This window comes from Psychrobacter sp. R86515 (genome assembly GCF_042466315.1).
Taxonomy (GTDB): Bacteria; Pseudomonadota; Gammaproteobacteria; order Pseudomonadales; family Moraxellaceae; genus Psychrobacter.
On the sequence record NZ_JAXHCC010000001.1, the window covers coordinates 2,634,461 to 2,660,834 of the forward strand.

The following is a 26,374-nucleotide window of genomic DNA, read 5'->3' on the forward strand; positions in this document are numbered from 1 at the left end:
CTTCATGTAAATTCAAGCACGAAATCCCAAGAAAACTGCAATTGAGTCTTGCAAGATACTAAAAATCGGCATAGGCTAATCTATTTCGTTTTTATATTCATCTACACTTTTTATATTCACTCTGTTTAGGGATTACTATGCTGTCACACTGGGTACGAGCCATCTTACAAGCCACCGTCTATGACGTTGCTATTCAAACACCACTTGAAACGGCGCCCAAGCTGACCCAACGTTTTGCCAATGATATTCGATTTAAGCGTGAAGACTTACAACCAGTCAAATCATTTAAATTGCGCGGTGCCTATAACCGCATCAGTCAGTTGAGCGATGAGCAAAAAGCGCGTGGCGTCATTTGCGCTTCAGCAGGTAATCATGCACAAGGCGTGGCGTACTCTGCACGCAAATTATCATTAAACAACATCATCGTCATGCCAACCACGACTCCTGACATCAAAGTAGATGCGGTAAGAGCACTTGGTGGCAATGTAGATCTACACGGAGATAGTTTTGATCAAGCAAACCGTTATGCGATTGACCGCGCTGAACGTGAAGGCCTTACTTTTATTCCGCCTTATGACGATGAGCTAGTCATCGCAGGACAAGGTACCATCGGTCTTGAGCTGACCCAACAGTGGCGCAACATGGACTATGTATTCGTTGCCGTTGGTGGTGGTGGCCTAATATCTGGTGTGGCCGCATTCTTAGGCGAAGTGGCACCGCATGTAAAAGTGATCGCGGTAGAGGCTGAGCAGTCAGCTTGTCTAAAAGCAGCACTTGAAACAGGTGAACGTGTCAAGCTTGAGCAAGTAGGATTGTTCGTAGATGGGGTGGCAGTGGCGCAGATTGGTGAATTGCCTTTTGACGTCATCCGTACGCAAAAAAGCGATAACTCAGGTCCTATCGTTGAACCTGAAGTGATTACTTGTACCAATGATGAAGTGTGTGCAGCTGTCAAAGATATTTTTGAAGAAAATCGTAGCATCGTTGAACCTGCTGGCGCGTTATCAGTCGCTGGTATGAAAAAATATATCGAAGCCAATAATATTCAAGATAAAAACTGCGTCGGTATCATTTGCGGTGCCAATATGAATTTTGACCGCCTGCGTTATATCGCTGAGCGTACCGAAATCGGTGAGAAAAAAGAAGCCATCTTTGGGGTCACTATCCCTGAACAAACAGGCGCTTTCTTGAACTTCTGTCGCAGTCTACACGGTCGTAATATTACTGAGTTTAACTATCGTGCTGATAGCAAAAAGTCACCAGACTCAATGGAACCTGCCTCAATATTCGTTGGCATTGCTTTAAAAGAAGGCGAAAAAGAGCGTCAAACCATCAGTAACCAATTGTCAGACGATGGCTATACCGCTCACGACCTGACTGATGATGATATCGCCAAATCACATATCCGTCATTTGATTGGTGGTCATGCTCATGTCGAAAACGAGCAATTGCTACAAGTGGTATTCCCAGAACGCCCAGGCGCATTGCTAACGTTCTTAGAGAAATTGGGTGATGACTTCAATATTACCTTATTCCATTACCGCAACCATGGTGCTGCTGAAGGTCGTGTACTGGTTGGCCTGCAAGCCTCTGAAAGCAATTCTCGTCAGTTACAAGACGCACTTTTAGATATTGGTTATGACTGTGCCACGGTCAATGACAATATTGGCTATCAGTTGTTTTTGAGATAGTAAAAATAGACGAATATTTTTTATTTAATGGCAGTTTTTAAGTCGATTAAAAACTGCCATTTTTATATTAATAATGATTATGAGCTGGCAGGTATGGCACAGTGATAAACAAAGTATTAGTGATATTGACCTGTCTGATTTTCGTGCTTATAGGTTATAGAGTCCTTCAACCTAAAAACACGGTACGTCAGCCTGCAACCAATGCAGCAGCAGATATCGTAATGCAACCTACTCTTACCTCTACTGACGTTGATAATATTGATAATATTGATGATATAGCGCCAACATACGTTGATTTAGGTACCACTTCAACATCAGCGCCAACTGCAACTCCAGTCTTATCAACACAACCGACTTCAAGCTTTTCATGTGACGGCAGAACACATTGCTCACAAATGACATCCTGTGCAGAAGCCACTTATTTCACAAACTACTGTCCTAATACCAAAATGGATGGTAACCACGATGGTGTACCTTGTGAACAACAATGGTGCAACTAACCCACAGTCATCAAATCTATTTGCAAATATTAAAGTTGCCCTAATATTGTTTATATAAAACTATGATTTAATATAAAAACGAATGCAGAGTGATTCTTATGAAAAAAAATACTGATGATAATAACCAAGGTTTGGTGAAAATCCGTCTCGATAAATGGCTTTGGGCAGCTAGGTTTTATCGTACACGCACCCTAGCCAAACAAGCGATTGAAAGTGGACGCGTACACTATGCTGGTAGCCGGGTAAAAACCAGTAAAGAGATTTCAGTCGGAGATGAGCTAACCATTCGCCAAGGCTCAGCGACCACTATGACCGAAAAGACGGTCGTTGTTGAGGCGCTATCTGCCCAGCGTGGCAATGCGACTGCCGCTGAGGTACTATATTCAGAGACCAAAGAAAGCGAAACCCGCCGTGCTTACTATGCCGAACAGCGCAAACTGGCCAATCTTGCTCGTCCTGACAACAAGCCCAACAAAAAAGAGCGACGCGATCTACAGCGTTTTAAAAGTAATCAAGATTAAAACCGTTTCACTATCTCACCTTTTGGCCATGCATCATATGGCCAAATTTTCATTGTTAAATGACGCTATTGTTTAGTCTCTATCCTTGCCATTCCAAGCATTAAGCGTTACGCTAGCAGCTGATTCAATCGATTGCATGCTAATAAAAGCCGCATTAACAATGCTGGTCTCTTATAGCATGTTTTTTTTGTTATAGAAGGTCATATTATGCTGATGAAAGCCTGTACTCCCTCGTCTGTATTATTGGTATGTTTGGGAAATATCTGCCGCTCCCCTACTGCTGAAGAAGTTTTCCGTCAGCAAGCAGCGATTGCTGGACTATCCATAAAAGTAGACTCAGCAGGCACTAGTGATTGGCACGTTGGCAGTGCGCCTGATGCTCGCTCACAACGTCATGCTAAGTCACACGGCTACAAAATTAATAAGCTGGTCGCTCGTCAAGTCAGTGCCAATGACTTTCGTGATTTTGATTTAATCTTAGCCATGGATTCACAGAATTTAGCTGATCTACAAGCTATCAAAGACAGCATTGCAGAGTCAGAAGATAGTTTGGCAACACTAGCCCTATTCAGTGAAGAAGACCCTACCTATTGCGGCAGTGATGTGCCAGATCCCTATAAGGGCGATAACGATGATTTTGAAGAGGTGATCGAGCGTATCGAGTCAAGCGCCCAAGCTTGGATAGAAAGCTGGAAAGCCTGCTAGCCATACCGTCTATATTTCTGCTACTCTTGCATCCGGTATCCTCTATAATATGGTTAAGCTTCTACAAAAGAGCTACAGCGTTAACCTCGCTTGAAGTATCACAGTTACATCTGCACTCAGTTGCCTTGTATCTCTTTTAAATTGAAACAACTATAACTACCTTATTACTTATTATCCTTTTGCCACATAGGCTATGTTATGACCCAAGCTGCACGCCTTGACCACAGTACTCAGTCTATCATCAGCTCTGATGTTTCGAATGTTTCATCGACTGCCGTAGTCAATGATTCAATCGACTTGTCATATGACAATACTATGGCATTGGCCTGTGTTGCTGACTCTGTCGTGACGTTAGAAAATGAGGCGCAGCTTGATGACTTTATGGCAGCTTATATAGAGGATACAGCAGACAAGCTACCACTGTTTGTACTGTCTGGCGGTAGTAATGTCTTATTGCCTGCCGCTTTGAAAGCCATAGTATTACAGCCAAAGATGCGTGGTATTAGTCTGACCGAACAAACTGACGATTATGTTAATATCGAGGTAATGGCTGGCGAGAACTGGCATGATTTGGTCGTTCATACGGTCAATCAAGGTTGGTATGGGTTAGAAAATCTTGCACTAATACCAGGTCTAACTGGCGCGGCACCCATACAAAATATCGGTGCATACGGCGTACAATTAGAAGACCGCTTACAGTATGTACGCGCCTATCATTTGCCGACACAAACTTGGCACCATTTATCAGCTGCTGATTGCCAATTTGGCTATCGTGACAGTATCTTTAAACGTACGCCAAACACATGGCTTATTAGTCGTGTAGGTTTCAGATTACATACTGATTCTGCCAATATTTTAGCCAGTTACGGCGATGTACAGACTGTGGCGCAGCGCTATGCGGAGCAACAAGGGCGCGAGCAAGCAATGCCTGCTGACGTTATGCAAGCTATTATAGATATTAGACAACAAAAGCTGCCAGACCCTAAGCAGCTACCTAATTGTGGCAGTTTTTTTCAAAATCCTATTATCGCTCAGGAGCAATTCACGGCGCTGCAAGTAACTTATCCAGCTATCGTTGGTTATGCGATGCCTGATGCAATGGTAAAGGTGGCTGCAGGGTGGCTCATTGAACAAGCGGGATTAAAAGGCGGCGGTATTGCACCTATTTTTACTCATAAGCAGCAAGCACTAGTACTGACCAACCATACGCCTCAACAAGCCACACAAGAGGATGTAGCTATAGCGCAAAAACATATCGCTGCTACTGTCTATGAAAAATTTGCCATTCAATTGTCACGTGAGCCAGTCTGGGTAAATGCCGATGGCTCAATTGGATATGCTGAGCATGTGGCCTAAAAAATCATGGTCTAAGCGGCTATTATCTAAACGATTATGGCGATATTACTTGCGGTTTTCTGAACGCATGGCGACGCTTTTTCGCATTATCAATATTACTTTTATACTAGGCTCCACGTCTGTTATTTTAGTGATTATTAGCCTATTTACCCCGCTGTTTTCGCAAGCAATCGTTTATATCTTTTCTCTACTGCCGCTACCTGATATGCCTTCTGCTGCCATGAGCTCACCGCCTACCGTCTATGTAGTCCTAGGCGGCGGTCTGACCAATGACCACAACAACCAGATTATCTTGAATCGCTATAGTCTCAATCGCGCCCGTACCGCTGCAGGCGCTTACCATGACTTACCTCTACCGATCGTACTGAGTGGTGCTGAAGCTCCATGGCTCGGTCAATGGTTGATGGAACACGGTATCGACGGACTGATAAGTGAAAATGCCAGCATGAATACATGTGAAAACGCCCGTTTTACTGCCAAACGCATTCCGCTACGCCATGTATATCTGGTTACTGATAGCTATCATATGGCGCGTGCACGCAGACAGTTTGCCTTAAATGGTATTAACAGCACACCACTTCCTGCGCCACTGCCAGTAAGACGCGACTGGATGAAACCTGCCCACAACTTAAGTCACTCACGGCGCGCTGTCTATGAGGTCGCAGCCTACCTGCGCGATGTGATACGTCCACAGATGGACTGTCGCCATGCCAATGACGTGACTTCACAGCAACTATTGACTCCAAGAGGCAATGCCGCAAAAAACTCTGACGAATAAACGTTAGAAATGTATACGGTACCATTGAGAGATCCATTCTAAATGCTACCAGTCATCCACTACATTTGTGATGGGTGTATAATAATAAGAGACACTGCTATTTAAGAGATTTGCCATGCTCAGTATATTTTTATTAATTCCATTAAGTCTCATGCTGTTTGTGGTTGCTATTTGGGCGGTGCGTTATGCGGTCAAGTCAAATCAATTTGAAGATCTGGACAATGCATCACAGCGTATTATATTGGATGACCGTCAAGAACGACGCCAAACTATGCAGGCTCATGAACGCTCAGCACCTACCCAGCAAAAAGATAAAACAGCGGCAACTGATGGAAATAACGATAATTCTGAGATAAATAAAGATTCAAACATCTAATTTATCTACCTTATAAATGCGTAATTTATTGGTGCCGTTTTATTAACCAGTTCAGCACTAGCAAGTTCGCCCTTTACCATTCTTAGGAGACGCATTCATGACCATCGCTTTACTTGTGGCGGCATTACTAATGGGATTCTTTGGTTCACCGCATTGCTTAGGCATGTGTGGTGGTCTTGTGACCGCGTTTGGTCTGTCTATGAAAGATGTCAGCCCTGCCAAGCGTCGTGCTTTGGTGGCCACTTACCATCTTGGCCGTTTAACAAGTTACGCATTATTGGGTTTAATTGCAGGGCTTATCGGTATTACCGTATTAAAGCCATTGATGATGGGTAATAGTACACCGCGTATCTTATTGGGATTGGTACTGGTATTCGTCGGTGTGACGATGCTTGGTGCGCCGTTTTTGACTAAGCTCGAACGTTTTGGTATGCGATTTTGGCAGTATCTTAGCCCATTGCGCCAAAAGGTATTTCCACTTAATACTTTTCCGCGCGCACTAACAGCAGGTTTGCTTTGGGGCTTTTTGCCTTGTGGTTTGGTATATGGCGCTCTACTGATTGCCGTCGTTGCTCATAATCCATTAAGCGGTGCTGCATTGATGTTTGTCTTTGGTCTAGGAACCATACCGATGTTGGTTGCGACGCATGAAACGGTCGGTTGGCTACGTGATAAGATCGGACGTTTTCGCTTAAGGCAGTTAAATGGTGCGGTTATGGTCATATCAGGTTTGGCAGTAGCAGTCGTGCCGATGGTCATGGCAAATATGCATGGCGGCCATGGTGAGATGAATCATGGTAGCCACGCTGCTATGATGTCTGATATGGACTCTCACGACATGAGCCAAATGAATCACGATATGGATATGGCAGAAGACATGGATCATAACATGCAGGATATGGACAGCCATATGGATCATAGTATGCATGACATGAGTGATGAATCGATGGACATGAATCATCATGAGCATATTGAAATGATGGAACACGCTCAATAAAGTTATCTAAACAGATACTATTAACACTTAGCATATAAAAAAGCCCTCAATACCATTTTTGATATTGAGGGCTTTTGCTTGTTGAATAATGCTCAGTTTATAGCAATTATTCCTGCCATTGCTCAAGCGTAAACTTGGTTTCTAAATGCTTCTCTAATGCTGGTATATTAAAGGCATCATCCTCACTCACAAAGCTGATACTAATACCTGTCTGACCCGCACGGCCCGTACGACCGATACGGTGTACATAGTCATCTGGCTGATCAGGCAAAGTAAAATTAACCACATGGCTGATATCATCGACATGGATACCGCGCCCTGCTACATCTGTCGCCACCAAAATAGATGCGTGACCATCTTTAAATCGCTGTAAGTACTTCTCACGTTTTTGCTGAATGACATCACCTGAGAGCATCACAATATTATGCGCTTGACGCAGTTTGTGATATAGACGCTTTACTTGGTCTTTACGATTGGCAAAGACGATGACCTTCTCTACTGCTTCATCACTGATAATACGCTGCAAGGCGTCCAGCTTTTGATCTTCTGTCAGCAAATAAAAATGCTGATCTACTAACTCGCTGGTCTTGTGTTCAGGCTCAATTTCAACAAATTGAGGCTCATGTAACCAACGATAGGCCAAATTCATAACATCTTGGTTAAAGGTTGCAGAAAACAACAAGCTTTGGCGATCGGTATTGGCAGGCATTCGACCAACTAGGCGTTTGATATCAGGAATGAACCCCATATCTAACATACGATCGGCTTCATCAAGTACCAGTACCTCTACTCTATCTAGATACACCATGCCTTTATTAGCAAGGTCAATTAGACGGCCAGGCGTCGCTACCAAGATATCAACGTATTGACGTTCAAGCTCATGCTGCTGAGTTTCATAGTTAGTACCGCCCATAATACAGACGCTATGTAGCGAGGTATATTTGGTTAATGCAATACAGTCATCAAATATTTGCTGAGCCAGTTCGCGAGTTGGCGCCATGATCACAGCGCGCGGCTCACCAAGATAACGCTCTTCGTCGTTGGTAAATGGACGCTTAAGCAAGGCTTCCATAATAGTCAGTAGAAAAGTCGCTGTTTTCCCTGTGCCCGTTTGTGCTTGTCCGATAGCATCTTGATGTGCCAATGTATGCGGTAGTATCTTTGCTTGAATGGGTGTCAATTCAGTAAAGCCTAGATCACTTACTGCACGCAGGGTCGCTGTTGAAAGTGGCAAATCAGTAAACGTTGTAAAATTGCTCAAAAAAATATCCTTTTAAATGAATTGCTTGTATTTTATTAGTTATAAATAGGCTCACAATGAACCTTTATAGTGTCAAATGTAGCGTTTAAACCGTAATCAGTAAGAGTAGCTTTATCAAGTCTAGGGAAAGCCATCAGACATATAGGCATAAAAAAAGCCAAGCCCAAATCCAATCCTACCAAATATGCTGCAGTTCACTCAACATAGGTAAGATAAGATGGGCTTGACTCAGTAGTATATCAGTAGTTTGTACAGACATTATAACTAAACCGCTTTAATGTCTGAGTAAATTACTCTTCTATCTTTCTGACTTCTTCAGCTTGAAGACCTTTATCACCTTCTACTACGCTGAACTCAACTTTTTCGCCATCTTTTAGAGAACGATAGCCATCACCCTGAATCGCGCGGAAATGGACAAAAATATCTTCTCCGCTGTCACGTTGAATGAAACCAAAGCCTTTTGAGTCATTAAACCACTTAACGATACCTTGCTCACGAGCTGACATAATATTACTTCCTAAAAAAGTCCGCTTAGCCCTAGCTTCCTTTGCGACATTGCATATAAACAGGGTCTAAGATTATGAAATCAAAAATTAAGAGTATTACTACTCTACTTATCATCGTCTATGCAGTACTTTAATTACCTACATAATACTTCTATAACGAATTTGCTAAACGCCCTTATCGTCACGAAACTTGATGATAGCAACAAACTTGCAATATTTATTGCATAAAAAATATCATAGCACGGGTTTTTAGCAACATAAAGACTTTTAATATGCTTTTTGATATCTAAATAATCTTTTTAGACAAATTTTTATAACCTAGCTGGCAAGCTGTTATGATAAAGAGCAAAATGCGTTGAAGCCATTTTAGCTTAACGCCGCGCACCTTAGATTATTCTTATATTATAATAAATTATTAACACCGCCCAATAGTTACCGAGACCATTATGACCGCCTCCACTCCCTCAAAAACAGCCGAACAATCGACTAACGTAAATTCAAATCAAATACTGACTCATAAATTACTACTGGTAAATGGCGTAAATCTAAATTTACTAGGCAAGCGAGAACCGCACATTTATGGTCATACGACACTTGCCGATATAGAAAAGCAATTAGTTGAGCACGCCGCTCGTCACGATGTAGAGTTAATATGCATACAGTCCAACCATGAAGGTAAGTTAGTAGATGACATTCAGCATCATGGGTTATTGGCGGATAAATCTGCTCAAGTCGATGCTATCATCATTAATCCAGCTGCCTTTACGCATACTTCAGTGGCTCTGCGCGATGCGCTATTGGCCACCCAAAAGCCATTTATAGAAGTACATTTATCCAATGTTCATGCCCGTGAGCCTTTCCGCCATCATTCATATTTAAGTGACGTTGCGGTCGGAGTTATTTGCGGGTTGGGACAATTGGGTTATCAAATGGCGCTTGATTACTGGTTGATCAATATGTATGCAGTTGACACAAACAAATGATATGACGGCGCTTACTTTTTTATAAATGATTACTCGCGTCTTCACACATTAGTCAAACAGTAATCTTGCAATTAAAATAATAGAATTACGACTGAGCAAACAACCCATTATACGGTGACATGAATGGCAAAATCGTCCGGAAAACGCTTTATGAAACTCGCTGGCATGACAGCGAGTATTGCTGGCAAAGCCGCCAAAAACTCATTTAAGCATCTCTCAAGTGACGAAGAAAAACGTCTGCAAGCTCGCTCAGATCTGATGCAAGACGTGGGCGTTCAAATTGCCGAGACGTTAGGTGAGATGAAAGGCGCGGTAATGAAGGTAGGACAGATTGCTTCACAATATAAGGATGTTTTCCCGCCTGAGGTTGCGTCAGCACTCGAAAAACTACAGAAAGATGCGCCGCCAATGCCGTATGCGCAGATACAAGCCCAAGTTGAACGCGAACTGAAAGCGCCGATCTTAGAATTATTCAGCGAGTTTGAAGAGACACCCTTTGCCGCAGCATCCATTGGACAAGTGCACAAAGCGACGTTGCCATCGGGTCAAAAAGTGGTGGTCAAAGTCCAGTATCCTGATGTTGATGAAAACTGTGATAGCGATCTCAAACAAGTACGTATGGCACTAAAAATCGCTGGCGTGCTCAATATGAGTAAGCAACTACAAGAGCAGCTTTTTAATGAGATTCGCCAGAGTCTGCACGATGAGTTGGACTATGTTAAAGAAGCTCATAACTTACGCGTATTCGGCGCTTTTCATGCAGAAGATGAAGGCCTTATTGTTCCCAAAGTAATTAGCAGCCATTCGTCTAGACGGATTTTAACGCTGACTGAAGAGATGGGAGAAACGTTGACTGTCGCTGCGACATGGGACAATGACATCAAACAAAAAATAGCAGAGCGTCTGTTTCATTTTACCGCAGGCCAGCTGTTTGGGCTGTACCGTATGCACTGCGATCCTCATCCAGGTAACTTTGCGTTCCGTCATGACGGCAGTGTCGTGGCATATGATTTTGGCGGTATCCGCAGTTATAGCGATAGTGAAGTGCAGCTATTCAAACGCTTTGTCAAACATGCACTAAGAGGTGACGTCACTGCACTTGAACAAGATTTGATTGCCCTAGATATTCGCCGCGAAGATGATAAGAACATCCCTGGTGAGTTTTATGAAAAGTGGCTATCGATTGGTCTAAAACCTTTATCCATTAGCCCCTATCAAGAAGGCAAATTTGATTTTGGGAGTAGCCAAGTACATCACGAGGCCATTGCACAGATGCGTACGTCTTTGAAGTACTTTGGTCAGTTTCAACCCTCAGCTACCACTATGATGCTAGACCGTACTGTATCAGGACAATACTGGAACCTGGTCAATCTAGGCGTCGAGATCGACCTGTCACCACTGGTTGATGAATATATCGATGCGTAGTAAGTATACTGACTGTCACGATTAAATCTATCTCTAGATATGTAGCGCGTGTCCGCAACGATCGCAAAAGTCTGCCCCTACTGCATGGCCGAATTTACCACAGTTTGGACAAGTCACTGGGTTCAACTGTGGACGCATGTTACGTGCTAACTCTGACGTAAAAATACCTGTTGGTACAGCAATAATCGAATAACCCGTGATCATGACCATGGTTGCAATTGCTTGGCCGAGCGGTGTTTTAGGTGACATATCACCATAGCCAACCGTTGTCATCGTGACAACTGCCCAGTAGATAGACAATGGAATACTGGTAAATCCGTTTTCCGGCCCTTCTACCACATAAATAATTGAACCAAAGATGGTTACTAACAATACAAGCGATAAGAAAAAGACCGTAATTTTCTGTTGACTGGTTTTTAATGCAGACGCCAAAAACCCAGCCTGTTGCATATAGGCCTTGAGCTTAAGAACGCGGAACACACGTAAAATACGTAATACCCGTATCACGAGTAGATACTGCACGCCTACAAACATTAAGCTCAAATAACTTGGCAATACAGACAGTAAGTCTACTATCCCAAAGAAACTAAAAGCATAGCGTAAGCGGTTGGGTGCTGAAAACAGCCTTAACGCATACTCAATAGTAAACAAAATGGTAAAAAACCACTCTGCATAAAAGAACAACGTGCCATACTGCAAACGCATATATAGCACACTATCAAGCATGACGACGGCCACACTGGCTAAAATTGCAATCAGCAATACAATATCAAAGAGCTTACCCAGACGAGTATCTGTGCCTTCAATAATGATATGCGTACGGTTACGCAAGTGTGTAAGAGCTTCGGCGGTTGGTTGCTTCATAGAATCAGTACTTTATAAAATCAATGGCTTGATAGCACACAATGACTTAAAATGTGATGGATAAGGGCAAGTTGGTCAAAATAGCTAAAACTGGTTTATAATATCGCTCACCTATCACAGTGAATACAATCTATAAGTTGCCACAGTGTAGCAAAAAAGCACTCTCAACAACATACAAATCGTTAACGTGCCAGTAGCGCTACTACCTCAAATAGACAAAGTAATGATAGTATAAAATCAGGCAATCAGATATCGAAGGTTGTTGTTGATCACTCTTTTTACCCATAAAAATAGTACGTAGAACTTAAGGATGTTATATGGCAGGCCATTCAAAATGGGCAAATATTAAACACCGTAAAGCCCGTCAGGATGCAGTAAGGGGTAAGATATTTACCAAGATTATTCGTGAAATCGTTTCAGCTGCCAAACAAGGCGATCCCGATCCTGACAAAAACCCACGCTTACGTGCCGTTATCGAAAAAGCCCTATCCGTCAATATGACGCGCGACACGATTAATCGTGCTGTCGACCGTGGTACAGGTGGCGGCGATAATGAGAATATGGAAGAAGTCAGTTACGAAGGCTACGGTGTTGGTGGTGTGGCTGTACTGGTCGAAACCATGACAGATAACCTTAACCGTACGGTCAGCGAAGTACGTCATGCTTTTACCAAGAATGATGGTAATCTTGGCACATCAGGCTCAGTGGCGTATCTATTTACTAAACGTGGTGAGATCACTTTTAACGATGTCAGCTTAGAAGATGAAGTGATGCTCGTTGCACTAGATGCGGGCGCCGTTGATATCGAAAATGATGGCGAAAGCTTACTCGTTATCACTGAATGGGAAAGCTTCGGTCAAGTTCAAGATGCCCTTAATGCGGCTGGTCTTGTTTCTGACAACGCCGAGGTCACTATGTCACCATCTACCACGGCTGAGATCGACAATGTCGATGATGCTGAAAAGATCATAAAGATGATTGATATGTTAGAAGATGCTGATGATGTGCAAGAGGTTTATACTAACGTGAACTTCTCTGCTGACGTCATGGCTCAGCTTGAAGCATAAACTTGTTAATTGTTCAGTAAAAAGGGCCAGATACTAAAAGTATTTGGCCCTTTTTTATTAAGATAGATTTAGTTTTACGTCCAACTTCCTTCTAATGCTAGTAAATACTCTTTTTTATCTAGCCCGCCTGTATAGCCACCGAGCTTACCGTCGCTTGCAATCACTCGATGACAAGGAACAATAATGCTAAAAGGATTTTTGCCATTGGCCTGCGCAACCGCACGGAATCCCTTTGGACTGTTGACACGCTGCGCGAGTGTGGCATAGCTGATGGTTTCGCCATACTCAATACCTTGTAGTGCCTGCCATACTCTTTGCTGGAACTCGGTACCCATAGAGAAATCTAAAGGCAAATCCAATGTCTTGCGTTTACCATCAGCATAGTCTTTAAGTTGAAAAATCGTTTCTATTAATAACGCTTGAGCAGGTTCATTCATGCTTAGGCTATTTTTATCTATAAAGGTAAAGTCTTCATCTGTCAGGCCATAGTACTTTTTAAGTTTGGGTACAGATTTTGAGCTATGCCATGAGTTACCTGACAGCAGCCAGTTGGCTTCAACGAGCATAGGCTGACCATGCTCATTGTCACGAGCAATCAGTGTTAATCGATGTGACCCAAAGGATGCTGTGGTAACTATCATAGCGTCTACTTCCCTATTATCTTAAAAACGATTTACCAGATAAAACTGGCTATTTTATTCTTTATCGTCGGTCTCGAATAAGGCGGCGACAAATTGCTTCGGACTAAAAGAACGCAAGTCATCAATCGACTCACCCACACCAATATAGCGGATAGGCACATCTGTCGTTTCGGCAATATTAAATACCACGCCACCTTTAGCAGTACCATCTAACTTAGTAATAGTGATGCCCGTCAGCGGCACAACTTTATTAAACAGTTCGACTTGGTTGATAGCATTTTGACCCGTGCCAGCATCTAGCACAATCATACCTTCATGCGGGGCGCTTGGATCCGCTTTACGCATGACACGTACGACCTTCTCCAACTCTGCCATCAAATGTGTCTTGTTTTGCAGACGTCCCGCAGTATCGGCAATGAGCACATCGATATTTTTTGCCTTGGCTGACTGCATCGCATCAAAAATGACAGAAGCGCTGTCAGAACCATGACCTTGAGCTACCACTGGAATATGATTGCGCTCGCCCCAAATCTGTAGCTGCTCAGTAGCTGCCGCACGGAACGTATCACCCGCTGCCAGCATGACTGATTTGCCTTCACCTTGTAGGCGCTTGGCAAGCTTACCAATCGTTGTAGTTTTCCCTACGCCATTGACACCTACTACCAATATAACAAACGGCTTTTTGCTAGTATCAATCACCAATGGCTCAACTTTTGGTGTGAGGATATCAACCAATTCACTTTGCAATGCTTTATATAAAGAATGAGCATAGATCAAGTCACCACGATCTGTCTGCTCGGTAAGGCTCTTGATGATACGGTTCGTCGCGTTGACGCCAATATCAGCTACCAATAGCTGATCTTCGACTTCTTCTAATAGCTCGTCATCAATCTCTTTACCACCGATTAAGATACTGACCATGCCTTCGGCTAAGTTTTTGCGTGACTTACTGAGGCCTGTTTTCATACGGTTAAACCAGCTGCCCTTTTTCTTATTCTCTTGTGACTCTGTGGCAGGCTCTTTGCTAGTAGCTACCTGTGTGTCGCTGTCAGCCACTGGGTTTACACTTGGCGTATCACCCAACTGCTCTTGCAACGGCATAGCAGGAATGGTTGACGCAGTATTAGTTTGACTTGTGGCAGCGGCTGTCTCTTTAGCGCTCGAAAAGCTTTCAGAATTACCTTTAGGGACATTATGCTCTTCTGTCATAACAATTGGCGTCGCCAAAGCAATATTGTCCGCAGCATCATTACTAGAGACGTCTTGGTTTACCGTACTGTCCTTTTGTGGAGCAACACTCTCTGTTTCATCAATAATGGGCACAGATTGCACCGGTAGACTGGGTAAGGTAATATCATCGTCATCTAAGTCGTCAAAACCAGCATCAAGGTTAATGACTACGCGGTTACTGTTGTTTGGGTTGTTCATAAATTTGCCCTAAAAGTTATCACAATCAATTATTTGTTTATTGTTAATGGATTTATAGGTTGTCATCTGGCTACGAGCGACATGACATCTGATTTTGACCTATTTTAGCATAATTCAAGTCATGCTCAGCCTTTACCCTATTAGACTACCGTCAAAATTTATTTGTTTAAAAAATCACTCGATGATTTGAGAAAGTTTTGCTTAAGGTTTAGACACAAAATTCTGACCTGTTACTTGTCAGACTTCGCCTACTCTACCAAGACTTATTCGATAAATACTTATTAGGAATCCGTTATGTCATTACTCTCTAAGCACTACAAAAAAACCAGCAGCATCAGTGTGGCTGTTTTATTAACGACGACAATATTAGTGACAGGTTGCACCACGACGCAAGAGTTTAGACCAACTGCTAGTGTTATGGTTGGTGCTCAGACCTCTTTGTAATGCCATTTATTACTATGATTAGCATTTAATTCTTCTATTATTATTTTATATAAGTAGACCATACCATGCCATTGTCTTTACCTCTAGCAGCTGCGCCATTACGCATTGCTTGTGCCTTAGCAGTAACAGCCTCACTTGCTGCGTGTCAAACCAATACGATGCCTACTAATTCTGCAACCGCGACAAGATCAATCGCAACTGATAGCTTGGCTCAAAACATATCAGATGAAAATAAAACGAGCAAAGACACACAGCCATCTGAGTTGACAATGGACATGTCAGGTCGACATGAATATCAGCTAGAAAATGGACTAAAAGTCGTCATAAAAGAAGACCACCGTGCCCCAGTTGCTATGACACAAATCTGGTACCGAGTGGGCTCGGCAGATGAGCCTCTTGATAAAGGTGGTATCTCTCACTTGCTCGAGCACATGATGTTTAAGGGCACGACCAATGTCTCTAGTGATGACTATGAGCGGCTAATTGCTAAGTTTGGCGGCGTCAACAATGCCTTTACCAGCTATGACTATACCGGATACTACGAGCTGTTCCCTGCCAATCATATGCCGTTAGCGCTAGAGCTTGAAGCAGATCGCATGAAAAACCTTATATTCGATGAAAAAGAATTTGCCAAAGAGCATCAAGTGGTCATGGAGGAGCGCCGCCAACGTACTGATGACAATCCGCTTGCCAAAGCGTATGAATCATTTCGTCTGCTAGCCTTACCTGATAGCCCAAAGGGTGAGTCTGTTATTGGGCCTATGAACGAGCTAGAATCGATTAAACTTTCAGATTTAAAAGACTGGTATAAGACATGGTATGCACCAAATAATGCAACGTTAGTCATCGTCGGCGACGTGCAACCACAAGAAGTACTTACTCAGGTCAAACGTTACTTTGGTGGTTTAGAAAAAAGCAACCTACCCAAACGTACCTCTGTAACTCAAAAAGGCTTCCGTGGTTATCAAAAGGTAGACTCTGAGCAAGCCGTACAAGTGCCCGTTCTACTGATGGGTTACAACGTGCCAAGCCTTGCAACGGCAGGCACCAACAATGAAAAACAAGCTTATGCCTTGTCACTTGCGCAAGATGTGCTCGATGGCGGCTTATCTGCACGCTTAGAGAGTCGACTGATACGTGAGCAAGGTCTTCTTACCACGGTTGGTACTTCTTACGACTTGCTAGATAGCGGTGATGGGCTGTTTTTGATTCAAGCAACACCTCGTGAAGGCGTCAGCTTAGAGCAAGCACAACAAGCAATAACCTCAGAAATAGAAAAGCTGAAAACCGATCCTATTGCCGATGATGAGATCAGTCGCGCCAAGACCAATACAGTTACTGGTTTGATTTATGCGCAAGATAGCATGGAAGGACAAGCGCGTATGATTGGCTCGTTACAATCTATCGGTCTAGATGACAGGCTACTTGCTAAGTTACCAACTAAGCTCGATGGTATCAGTGTGGCTGATATTCAGGCGGCCAGTAAAAAATATTTGGTCAAGGACAACTTAACGGTGATGCATGTCGTGCCACCTAAAGACAATAAAACCTCAGCGAAGTAGTCGCTGTCTATTATCAAACGTCTCATAAAAATGGCCATAACACCGTATTCTTAATAAGAAGAAACTCATGATTCAGAATAAATACGACTATCAAGCAAAACAAGAATCTTTTAAGGCTGCTTCACTTTCTGTAAGAAGCACTATCACAACTAAAAAGCGATCTTACCTCAGTGCTAGCGTAATTTTTGCTTTTAGTATCTTGGCTACTACCGCGCAGGCAGATGCAACAGCTGCTGAAGATTACCGCTCACCTGCTGCAGTCGATGCAAGTGCACCAATTGCTGCTCTATCTAAACTGACTAGCTTAGACGATGACAAACCTTTAAACGTCACCGTACCAACCATTCAACAGTTTGAGACCAAGTCTGGCATACCTGTAATGTTTGTACAAACGACCACCTTGCCAATCGTCGATGTGGATTTGCGTTTTAATGCGGGTAGCGCGCGCGATGGTAGTATCAAAAAGGATGGTTTTGGTATTGCTAATATGACAGCGACGATGCTCGAACAGGGCTCCAAAAGTCTAGATGAAAATGCATTTACACGTGCAGTGGAAACGTTGGGCATCAATCTAAGCAGTAGCGCCTATAAAGATATGTTTATCGTTTCACTACGTAGCCTATCTGATGATAAGCATCTTCTGCCAGCCATTGACTTAATGACACAGATGGTAAGTGAGCCTACGTTTGACGAGCAAGTTTTAGCTCGCAATAAAGCAAGACTGTTGGTAGGCCTGCAGCAACAAAAACAAGATCCCAATAGTCTAGCCAGTATCGCTTTCAACGATGCTTTGTACGGTACTCACCCTTACGCGCATCCATCAGTCGGCACGCTAGAAAGCGTTCCTACGATTGAGAAGCAACAACTGATAGACTTTAAAAACAAATATCTGGTAGCAGCAAACGCATCTGTTGCTATGACAGGTAACCTAACATTAGACCAAGCAAAAAAACTGGCAGAAGACATCACTGCTAAATTGCCTACTGGCCAAGCTGCCACTGATTTACCTGAGCCGAAACAGCTTACCAAAGCGCAGCACGTTCATATTCCATTTCCAAGCACTCAAACCACTGTCCTTATGGGACAATTGGGTAGCAAACGGGCAACCGACCCAATAGCTCAGCAGCAGCAGACCAACTTTGCTGTTGGAAACGAAGTTATGGCAGGCAGTGATTTTAATGCGCGGCTAATGACTGAGGTAAGACAAAACCTTGGCTATACTTACGGAATCTCAGGATCGATGAATCCAATGCTCTCTCGAGGCCCTTACCAGATTGGTTTTTCGACACGTAATGACAAGGCGCGTGCGGCTATTGATGCAAGTTTAGCGGTTATCAACGAAACGCTTGACAAAGGTATCAGTAATGAGGAGATGCGCTTAACTACAGATAATCTGAAAAATAGCTTTCCGATGGGATTTGCAAGCAATGCAGGTATTAATGGCTTACTTGGAATGATGAATTTTTACCAATTACCGAATAATTACTTAGCTGACTATACCAATCGCATTGATCAAGTCACTCTTTCAGAGGTCAATCAGACCATGCGAGATACGCTAAAGCCTGATAACTTTTTGATAGTTACAGTTGGGCAGGAAGATCCGTGGAAAGAAACGAAAGCGGCAAAAAAAACCAGTAAGAAATAAATCGCTAGGAAGTAGTTTAGAAAAGATAAGGCTTATTAATTTTGTGGACGTATTATAAGTGGTAAAGAATACTGCTTATAGTATGTCCATTAATATTTGAACGGCTATAATCTTTAAATAAGAAGTAAAATATTAGGAGTGCTTGGCATCAGAAATTTTTAGCGCAACATCATAGACAAAATGCTCAGGCTTATGGGTAGCCCCGTTATAGCTTAAACGGATAACATGCTTATCATAAGACGTCACTTTATAATTCCCATTGGCAAAGTTATGTAGCGTCGGCACAATTAATAGTGCTTCTATTTGACGATTATCTACTTTAACATTGAGGCGCTGACCCTCTCGCGGATATAAAAAATAATCACAGTAGTCATTTACCATGACCTCTGATATACGTTCAATAACCTGATTACCTGTTTCTTCTTGAATTAATTTTGGACAGACATCAGAGCGCTTAGAGGCCAAACGAGCATAAGAGTTCTTGATACTATCTTCTATCTCTTTAGAGCTTTGTATATGTCTATCAGCCTTATCCGTCATTATCATATTGTTTTCAGAGGACATCTCTGTACTACACGCACTAATCAGTAATGCCGACATAAGTGCAGCAGTAAACAAAGCGCCATACTTATAGTTCGAGTGCAAAAAACTTTGCTTTTCGTTATTTGATTTATGATAGTTTTTCATTGTCGAGCGCTGATTTTTCATAGTTTTCGCTTAAAGTAAATTTGGTGGTTTTCTTTATAAGCCATGAAAATATAAAGGCGATTGATAACACATATTATTAAAGCATAGTTTTTAAAGACCAAACAAATTTTTAATGAACTCATGCGTCTAGCCTATCAATCCTACCAAATAATTACAAAATTATTATTTTTAGTAAACACCGGAATAGTATATATAAAAATGAATATATATCTAGCGTTATCTCGGCTAACTTTATATTCATTTGAATTCTCGATTCTTGACAAGTCAGTTAATAGCGGCAAGAAGAAGAACTACTAGCGTGATTAAAACCCCATTTGCGATAACCATCAGTATCTAAATGAATAGCCCCTGTCGCATATAATCCTAAGCCAAAGTTATAAGGCTGTCCTTGATACTGCCAAAACTGGCATAAGCCATCATGCATGGTACTCAAGCGCCATAAATTGTCTTCGTACTCAGGCACCCAGATATCCATAGCACTTGCATTCATATGCTTACTACCGTCTGCCCCGCCTGCACAGTCATTCAAACCTGGGTTACGATATACCGAACGTATCTCACTGCTGAGTGGTAAAATACCTTGGTTTTTCAACTCACTATAAAGTCGCAATGTTGGTACAATGTTAGACCATAACTCCTGAGGCGGCAATTGATACGGCTCATACCCGCATTTACTCCAACTACGGGCAGTCGTCAGCAGTTGAGACAATGGCGGTACATTCTGCGACCCGACTCTTGCGCTGAGATAGCGTTCGTACTCTGCTACTTGTCTAGCACGATAGCTATTGCTATTTAACCACGCGTTAAAGTCCATACTCATAGAATCGTTATAAGCACCATTATAGGTGTTGTTTGCTGTACTATAAGTAGTACCACGTCTCACTACATTCACACGTTTATTTTCTTCAATGGACAACCTAGCATCAATCTCAAAATCACGCTGTTTTTGTACAATCAAGTTTTGCATACTGTCGCTATTTGATGCATTCGCACCACTCAACATGGTGACACCAGGACGCTGATTTGAGCTGTTAGTAGATGGCGTTATATAAGCATTACTGTTATTGCTTGTACTGCTACTTTGACGTATTTGTATACGGCGTTCACTATCATCACTGATGATAACGGCATGAGCACTGACACTGCCAGCACATAGGATAAGGGTGATGATAGGTTGGCAAATTTGCCTATACGCATGGGTTTTTGATTTTATCATTGCAAGAAACTACCGCTAAAAACGTTTTATCGATACTATCAAATTTTCAACAAGCAGGCTAAACTATCGCTTCTAATTTGAAGTCCAATATTGATAATTAACACTTATCCTTACAACTTTTATAATTGAGTGACTTTATTATTATTTGTGAATTATATAGCCATTGCGTGCTCGCATACTTTTATTAAAGTCGGTACTTTTAAGTACGCTTCTCATCATTATTTATAATGAGATAATTTAGTTAGTACTTCCCTCCTACACCAATTGTTAGCCAAATTCTGCCTATGTCTTCTAACCCGCAATATCGTTTTTCACGTCAGAGCCATCATTTGGGTCAAGGTCATGCACCGACACTATGGCAACGCATTCATATCGACCCATGGTTAACTTTACTGTTATTGACGGTTTGTTGTATTGGTCTGACGATTCTATACAGCGCCGCCAGCCAAGATATTGGTATGGTTATTCGCCAAATGGTCAGTTATGGGGTGGCATTCGCTGTGATGTTTACTATGGCGCAGATACCGCCTAGTCTCTATCGTACTTTTACGCCTATATTTTATGTCTTAGGGCTTATATTATTGGTGCTGGTAGATATCATCGGTGAAGTACGTATGGGTGCTCAGCGCTGGATCAATTTGCCTGGGTTCGGTAGTGTGCAGCCTTCAGAGTTTATGAAGCTCGGCATGCCAATGATGTGTGCTTGGTTTTTGTCTAAGCGTGATTTGCCGCCATCAGCGTCTAGCATTGCTATTACCTTGGCATTGATCATTGTACCGGTGCTATTAATTGCTAAAGAGCCCGATCTTGGTACATCACTACTGGTCGCTGCTAGTGGTATATTTGTGCTTTTCTTAGCAGGCCTTTCATGGCGATTGATTTCTGCTGCTGTAATTTTGGCTGTGCCGTTTATTGCTTTTGCTTGGAACTTTTTACTCCACGACTATCAGCGTACGCGAGTATTGACACTCCTTAATCCTGAAGCAGATGTACAAGGTGCTGGGTGGAACATCATTCAATCGAAGACAGCCATTGGTTCTGGTGGCCTCACTGGAAAAGGCTATCTAGAAGGCACACAATCACACCTACATTTCCTACCAGAAGGCCATACTGACTTTATTATTGCCGCCTTCTCTGAAGAGTTTGGTTTACTCGGCGTGATGCTACTGATGTTCATTTACTTTTGCCTTTTATCACGCGCCTTATATATCGCTTTCACCCATCCTGATGTTTATAGCAGATTGTTGGCTGGTGCTATCGCCATGTCTTTCTTTGTTTATATATTCGTCAATGTCGGTATGGTTGGCGGCATTTTGCCTGTCGTAGGTGTTCCACTACCATTCATTAGTTATGGTGGTACGGCTATCGTGACTTTGATGGCAGGATTTGGCCTACTCATGTCTATCCATACACATAAATCCGGCTAAATGGGATAAGGTACTTTCTATATAAATTGTCTTTCGAGTAAGTCTTTGTAATAATTATGGTAATAACATTAAAATAAATTATTTTGTACTACTAAAGATTTGATAAAAGACAATGAGCCATAGCGCGAAGAAGAGTTTCATTCTTAGCGCTGTGGCTTTTTTATTTTAATGGTTTTCATATAATGTATGTTCGTATAGATAACAATAATAGTTACAAATCCGAAATAATTGTTCGTTTTAATGCCTCTTATTTTTAATAGTAAATAGGCATAATTTGCAATATGAGTTAACCACCCATAAGTCTAGAAAGATTTTATTCCTTGTTTTTTACAAAAAATTGCGTTAACCTCGTTTTACTGTATTCTGATACATAACCCGTACATAGATGCTAATAAACTTTGCATTTAAATATATTTAGGTTGTAGCGTAGCCGTATAGTTAGCATCTTGTAGATTCCAGACTTTCAAATACACTACTTAATTAACGGTTTGATAACATAGCGATACGCGATGTCCTCTGAACCTTTTATTAATGTAGCATTCTAAAGAAGTTTGTATATCGCACATCATGTAAATACGACATATAGTGACATTATCACTCAGTCCTGATTTTGGACTTTGTATTCAATGCTTATCGCTAACTATCATTTGAGCGTATCGTCAGTCACTTTAGTTTTATTTCTGCTGAATACTGATGATAATGAAATGAAAAATTACCATATATTAATATCTATAAGAGCCATTCATTAATCAATATGAAAACAATAGATTAATGCCATGCTCAATCTAAAATATTTAGAGTTAGATTTTGATGTATAAGTTATAGAGGTATTTATGAACAAGCGTTTATCTGGTTTACTTACAATGTCAGCAATGTTATTTGCTGGCTCTGCAGTCGCTACCAATGCAAATGCTGTAGAAGCAAAGACCACACTTGCTATGATTTCGCAAGATAACGCCTCCCACATTGACCGTGTACTTGGTGAATTAAGCCGTCAACATGATGGTGCATCAAGTTTGGTAAAGTCAGCCCGTCAGCCGACTTCATTCGCACTTAGCAGCTCATTGTTAGCCAATGATACGACACAAGTTACCAATGATGAAGATGTATTAGAGCGCCTAACAGCTGTTGCCTCTAATTCTGTCAGCAAATTTAAGCAAACTGGCCTCGCGTCTTGGTATGGTCGTAAGTTTCATGGTCGCAAGACTGCCAGTGGCGAAACTTTTGACATGAACGGTTTAACTGCAGCGCATCGCTCATTGCCATTGAACTGCTATGTCAAAGTCACTAACAAGACCAATGGTAAAAGTGTCGTGGTAAAAGTGAACGATCGCGGCCCATTCCATGGTAACCGTGTGTTAGATTTGTCTTATGGTGCTGCCAAAAAACTCGGTATTACGAGCAAAGGCGTAGGTAACGTTGCTATTGAGCGTGTTGCAGGACCTTAATTTTAGATATCGGTTTTAAAGACCTATAATATTGCTAGCCTATAAACCATAAAAAAAGCCTAACTAATGATTAGTTAGGCTTTCTTTGTGGTTTATATTTATCGCTCTAGGCTAATAGTAGCGACTAAGCGACTCAAAACGAAGTACTATTAGTCCTATATACCTTATAACTCAAATGCGCTTTCGATAGCATCATCAAGTCGTTCAACAGCAATCACATTGATACCCTTAAACTGAGGCGCATCTTTAGCAGGCGCATTGGCCTTTGGAATGATGGCATGCTTAAACCCATGCTTCATCGCTTCCTTCAGGCGCTCTTGTCCATTGGGTACTGGGCGTATCTCTCCCGATAGACCAACTTCGCCGAATACTGCTAATGAAGATGGTAACGCCTTCTCTTTGATGCTTGAAGCACAAGCCAACAGTACGGCCAAATCAGACCCTGTTTCTATGACTTTAACGCCACCAACGACGTTGACATAGACATCTTGTCCACTGGTATGTATCCCGCCGTGACGATGCATCACTGCTAGTAGCATGGATAAGCGTTGGAAGTCTAAACCTAGCGCCATTCTTCTAGGCGAGCCTTGTGAATCATCGACCAAAGCTTGCACTTCTACTAGTAGCGGCCTTGTTCCTTCACGACTGACCATCACCACAGAACCCGCAACAGGTTTGTCATAACGACTTAAAAATATCGCTGATGGATTGGCGACTTCTTTGAGCCCCATATCAGTCATACCAAAGATGCCCAGTTCATTAACCGCACCAAAACGATTCTTGACCGCACGAATCATACGAAAACGCGAGTCAGACTGGCCTTCAAAATAAAGTACGGTATCAACCATATGCTCCAATACTCGCGGACCCGCTAACGTACCTTCTTTGGTTACATGTCCTACTAAAAATAGCGCTGTCCCTGTTTGCTTAGCATAGCGAGTCAAAATTGCAGCAGACTCTCTAATCTGACTGACACCACCTGGTGCAGAATTGATAGCGTCCGTATAGATAGTTTGAATAGAATCAATAATAGCGATGGCTGGCTGCTCTTGCGTTAATGCAGCACAGATAGTTTCTACGTTAGTTTCGGCCAATACACGTAGTCTATCAGCAGGCAAGTCTAAACGTTTGGCTCGCATGGCCACCTGTGCAAGTGACTCTTCACCCGTCACATATAGTGCACTACCTGCCAATGAATCCGCCCGTGCCATATTGGTCGCAGTTTGCAGCAATAACGTTGATTTGCCAATACCCGGATCACCGCCGATTAACACTACGGAACCCGCCACTAACCCACCACCCAGTACGCGATCGAACTCACTGATACCGGTTGGTAGGCGTGTGTCGAGCGTCACACTTACTGCGTTAAGCGGCATGACAGCACTGTGAGTACCAGAGTAGTTACCAGCTGGCGCACTGGTACCACGAGTAGCAGCTCGTGCGTTATTAGGCTTCGCGGTGCTCTTGTTATGATGTGGCATGCTGACATTTGGGGCTTCGACTAAACTGTTCCATTCCCCGCAATCCGTACACTGCCCGGCCCACTTACCAAAATGTGCACCGCAATGCTGACAGACATAGCTGCTTTTATTTTTTGCCATAGCTTATAAGCCTTATTCAGAGGATCAATCGAGAATAATGAAGAAAGTATTATCACGCTTTATAAGCGCTGATTCAAAAATATTTATTATGATAAGTCAGCCATTGGTTTTGGAAGCTGTACTTGAAAGAGGATGGTGTTAATTGTAGAGATATTAATTGTAGATATAAGTAGTAACTGGCTTACAGGCTCTATATAGAATAGTGTTAACCAGTTCTATTAGTTAATTAGAAAACACAGAATTGTTGGTATAATTTTACGCAGCGTTTGGAAAGCAAAATGCATAGGAAGTAAGGAAAATCCATACCAGCATAACTCTACTTTAGTAGCTCTGTTTTACTCTGAACCGATTTTATAAAATAGAGTATGAGATAAGGAATTTAACGCTCTCACTTATACTTGGAAGTCTTTACCTAGATAAACAGATTTTACTAAATCATTTTCTAACACTTCAGCCGAAGTGCCTTCTGCAATGATAGCGCCTTCTGATACGATATAAGCCTTTTCGCAAATAGCTAATGTATCTCGAACATTATGATCAGTGATTAAAACGCCAATGCCGCGATTTTTAAGCGTCAAAATAACGTCTTTGATATCACCAACAGAGATAGGATCTACCCCTGCAAAAGGTTCATCCAATAAGATAAACTTAGGATCAGCAGCCAATGCTCGCGCAATCTCACAGCGACGACGCTCACCGCCTGACACGCTCATACCCTGAGACTTGCGCACATGTTCTAAATGGAACTCGCCAATCAACTTTTCAAGTTCTTGCTGCTGTTCAGCTTTACTTAATTCTGTGCGAGTCTGCAGGATAGCTAAGATATTATCTTCGATAGACAGTTTACGAAAGATTGATGCTTCTTGTGGTAGATAGCCGATACCCGCACGCGCTCGCTCGTGCATTGCATATTTAGATAAATCCATTTTACCTAGCGTAACACGGCCCTTATCCATATTGACCAGTCCCACCACCATATAGAAGCTAGTTGTTTTACCAGCACCATTAGGCCCCAACAATCCTACAACTTGACCCTGTTCGACAGAAAATGAAACGTCTTTGACTACCCAACGCTTTCCATAGCGCTTGCCTAAATTTTGCATAGTCAATCGAGCGACAGGCGCCGTATTGGTGTTTGATGCCGATAGGTCTAAATTTTTATCATCGCTCATAACTTACTCTTACTTTCACAAAATTTAAGCATTACTAAAGGCAGACTTATTT

At 42.3% G+C, this 26,374-nt stretch carries 24 protein-coding genes and 1 pseudogene; 16 read left to right on the top strand and 9 right to left on the bottom strand.

From position 1 onward, the window contains the following. Window positions 1–137 precede the first annotated feature (137 nt). From ilvA to SJY28_RS10905, 8 genes are all read left to right on the top strand, one after another. Window positions 138–1,691, top strand: coding sequence for a threonine ammonia-lyase, biosynthetic (gene ilvA / locus SJY28_RS10870; protein ID WP_379544457.1), 1,554 nt, complete (start codon window positions 138–140; stop codon window positions 1,689–1,691). A gap of 101 nt (window positions 1,692–1,792) precedes the next feature. After that, window positions 1,793–2,191 carry an excalibur calcium-binding domain-containing protein gene (locus SJY28_RS10875; RefSeq protein ID WP_379544458.1) on the top strand — a complete coding sequence of 133 codons (399 nt, stop codon included), beginning with the start codon at window positions 1,793–1,795 and terminating at the stop codon, window positions 2,189–2,191. Between the two features lie 98 nt (window positions 2,192–2,289). After that, on the top strand, window positions 2,290–2,712 hold the full coding sequence (locus SJY28_RS10880) for an RNA-binding S4 domain-containing protein (RefSeq protein ID WP_379544459.1): 423 nt from the start codon (window positions 2,290–2,292) through the stop codon (window positions 2,710–2,712). Window positions 2,713–2,919: 207 nt separating this feature from the next. Next, a complete protein-coding gene (locus tag SJY28_RS10885; RefSeq protein WP_191113680.1) occupies window positions 2,920–3,417 on the top strand; it encodes a low molecular weight protein-tyrosine-phosphatase in 498 nt (165 codons plus the stop codon). Between the two features lie 315 nt (window positions 3,418–3,732). Then, entirely contained in the window at window positions 3,733–4,773 is a 1,041-nt protein-coding gene (gene murB, locus SJY28_RS10890) for a UDP-N-acetylmuramate dehydrogenase (protein ID WP_379544986.1), read from the top strand. A 67-nt stretch (window positions 4,774–4,840) separates the two neighbouring features. Further along, the gene (locus SJY28_RS10895; RefSeq protein WP_379544460.1) at window positions 4,841–5,551 is read left to right on the top strand and encodes a YdcF family protein; all 711 of its coding nucleotides are present in this window, start codon (window positions 4,841–4,843) and stop codon (window positions 5,549–5,551) included. A 115-nt stretch (window positions 5,552–5,666) separates the two neighbouring features. After that, complete coding sequence (gene ccoS, locus SJY28_RS10900) at window positions 5,667–5,927, top strand: cbb3-type cytochrome oxidase assembly protein CcoS (protein ID WP_298807580.1); 261 nt, start codon at window positions 5,667–5,669, stop codon at window positions 5,925–5,927. Window positions 5,928–6,024: 97 nt separating this feature from the next. Next, window positions 6,025–6,924 carry a sulfite exporter TauE/SafE family protein gene (locus SJY28_RS10905; protein ID WP_379544461.1) on the top strand — a complete coding sequence of 300 codons (900 nt, stop codon included), beginning with the start codon at window positions 6,025–6,027 and terminating at the stop codon, window positions 6,922–6,924. Window positions 6,925–7,030: 106 nt separating this feature from the next. Here SJY28_RS10905 and SJY28_RS10910 read toward each other — a convergent pair whose 3' ends face one another. Together SJY28_RS10910 and SJY28_RS10915 are read right to left on the bottom strand one after the other, a co-directional pair. Next, window positions 7,031–8,185 carry a DEAD/DEAH box helicase gene (locus tag SJY28_RS10910; protein WP_379544462.1) on the bottom strand — a complete coding sequence of 385 codons (1,155 nt, stop codon included), beginning with the start codon at window positions 8,183–8,185 and terminating at the stop codon, window positions 7,031–7,033. Between the two features lie 290 nt (window positions 8,186–8,475). Next, entirely contained in the window at window positions 8,476–8,691 is a 216-nt protein-coding gene (locus SJY28_RS10915; RefSeq protein WP_057760416.1) for a cold-shock protein, read from the bottom strand. A gap of 446 nt (window positions 8,692–9,137) precedes the next feature. On the opposite strand from SJY28_RS10915, the gene aroQ reads away from it, so the two are divergent. Both aroQ and SJY28_RS10925 read left to right on the top strand, forming a co-directional pair. Beyond that, window positions 9,138–9,674: a type II 3-dehydroquinate dehydratase gene (gene aroQ / locus SJY28_RS10920; protein ID WP_379544463.1), complete on the top strand. Its 537-nt coding sequence runs from the start codon at window positions 9,138–9,140 to the stop codon at window positions 9,672–9,674. A 123-nt stretch (window positions 9,675–9,797) separates the two neighbouring features. After that, on the top strand, window positions 9,798–11,099 hold the full coding sequence (locus SJY28_RS10925) for an ABC1 kinase family protein (RefSeq protein ID WP_379544464.1): 1,302 nt from the start codon (window positions 9,798–9,800) through the stop codon (window positions 11,097–11,099). Window positions 11,100–11,132: 33 nt separating this feature from the next. On the opposite strand, the gene SJY28_RS10930 is transcribed toward SJY28_RS10925, so the two are convergent. Further along, entirely contained in the window at window positions 11,133–11,963 is an 831-nt protein-coding gene (locus SJY28_RS10930; RefSeq protein ID WP_057760421.1) for an ion transporter, read from the bottom strand. Window positions 11,964–12,280: 317 nt separating this feature from the next. Between SJY28_RS10930 and SJY28_RS10935 the strand changes: the two genes are divergently transcribed. Further along, entirely contained in the window at window positions 12,281–13,030 is a 750-nt protein-coding gene (locus SJY28_RS10935) for a YebC/PmpR family DNA-binding transcriptional regulator (protein WP_160022690.1), read from the top strand. Between the two features lie 74 nt (window positions 13,031–13,104). Here SJY28_RS10935 and SJY28_RS10940 read toward each other — a convergent pair whose 3' ends face one another. Together SJY28_RS10940 and ftsY are read right to left on the bottom strand one after the other, a co-directional pair. Further along, window positions 13,105–13,671: a methylated-DNA--[protein]-cysteine S-methyltransferase gene (locus SJY28_RS10940; RefSeq protein ID WP_379544465.1), complete on the bottom strand. Its 567-nt coding sequence runs from the start codon at window positions 13,669–13,671 to the stop codon at window positions 13,105–13,107. A 54-nt stretch (window positions 13,672–13,725) separates the two neighbouring features. After that, window positions 13,726–14,637 (bottom strand): signal recognition particle-docking protein FtsY, encoded by a 912-nt coding sequence (ftsY, locus tag SJY28_RS10945; RefSeq protein WP_227526712.1) that lies wholly within the window; start codon window positions 14,635–14,637, stop codon window positions 13,726–13,728. Between the two features lie 756 nt (window positions 14,638–15,393). Here ftsY and SJY28_RS10950 point away from each other — a divergent pair. The 3 genes from SJY28_RS10950 (at window position 15,394) to SJY28_RS10960 (ending at window position 18,750) form a co-directional block, all read left to right on the top strand. Beyond that, window positions 15,394–15,543: a hypothetical protein gene (locus tag SJY28_RS10950; protein ID WP_379544466.1), complete on the top strand. Its 150-nt coding sequence runs from the start codon at window positions 15,394–15,396 to the stop codon at window positions 15,541–15,543. 65 nt (window positions 15,544–15,608) lie between these two features. Next, window positions 15,609–17,105: a M16 family metallopeptidase gene (locus SJY28_RS10955; protein ID WP_379544467.1), complete on the top strand. Its 1,497-nt coding sequence runs from the start codon at window positions 15,609–15,611 to the stop codon at window positions 17,103–17,105. Window positions 17,106–17,172: 67 nt separating this feature from the next. Continuing rightward, window positions 17,173–18,750: a M16 family metallopeptidase gene (locus SJY28_RS10960; RefSeq protein WP_379544468.1), complete on the top strand. Its 1,578-nt coding sequence runs from the start codon at window positions 17,173–17,175 to the stop codon at window positions 18,748–18,750. A 132-nt stretch (window positions 18,751–18,882) separates the two neighbouring features. Here SJY28_RS10960 and SJY28_RS10965 read toward each other — a convergent pair whose 3' ends face one another. Both SJY28_RS10965 and SJY28_RS10970 read right to left on the bottom strand, forming a co-directional pair. Then, on the bottom strand, window positions 18,883–19,458 hold the full coding sequence (locus SJY28_RS10965) for a hypothetical protein (RefSeq protein WP_379544469.1): 576 nt from the start codon (window positions 19,456–19,458) through the stop codon (window positions 18,883–18,885). Window positions 19,459–19,726: 268 nt separating this feature from the next. After that, window positions 19,727–20,674 (bottom strand): D-Ala-D-Ala carboxypeptidase family metallohydrolase, encoded by a 948-nt coding sequence (locus tag SJY28_RS10970; protein WP_379544470.1) that lies wholly within the window; start codon window positions 20,672–20,674, stop codon window positions 19,727–19,729. A 284-nt stretch (window positions 20,675–20,958) separates the two neighbouring features. Here SJY28_RS10970 and rodA point away from each other — a divergent pair, with 284 nt between their 5' ends. Beyond that, entirely contained in the window at window positions 20,959–22,101 is a 1,143-nt protein-coding gene (gene rodA, locus SJY28_RS10975; RefSeq protein WP_057760433.1) for a rod shape-determining protein RodA, read from the top strand. Window positions 22,102–23,207: 1,106 nt separating this feature from the next. Next, window positions 23,208–23,549, top strand: a pseudogene (locus tag SJY28_RS10980) (septal ring lytic transglycosylase RlpA family protein); the annotation flags it as partial. A 164-nt stretch (window positions 23,550–23,713) separates the two neighbouring features. On the opposite strand, the gene radA reads toward SJY28_RS10980, so the two are convergent. Together radA and lptB are read right to left on the bottom strand one after the other, a co-directional pair. After that, a complete protein-coding gene (gene radA / locus SJY28_RS10985; protein WP_379544471.1) occupies window positions 23,714–25,150 on the bottom strand; it encodes a DNA repair protein RadA in 1,437 nt (478 codons plus the stop codon). Window positions 25,151–25,542: 392 nt separating this feature from the next. Continuing rightward, the gene (gene lptB, locus SJY28_RS10990) at window positions 25,543–26,253 is read right to left on the bottom strand and encodes an LPS export ABC transporter ATP-binding protein (RefSeq protein ID WP_379544987.1); all 711 of its coding nucleotides are present in this window, start codon (window positions 26,251–26,253) and stop codon (window positions 25,543–25,545) included. Window positions 26,254–26,374 lie beyond the last annotated feature (121 nt).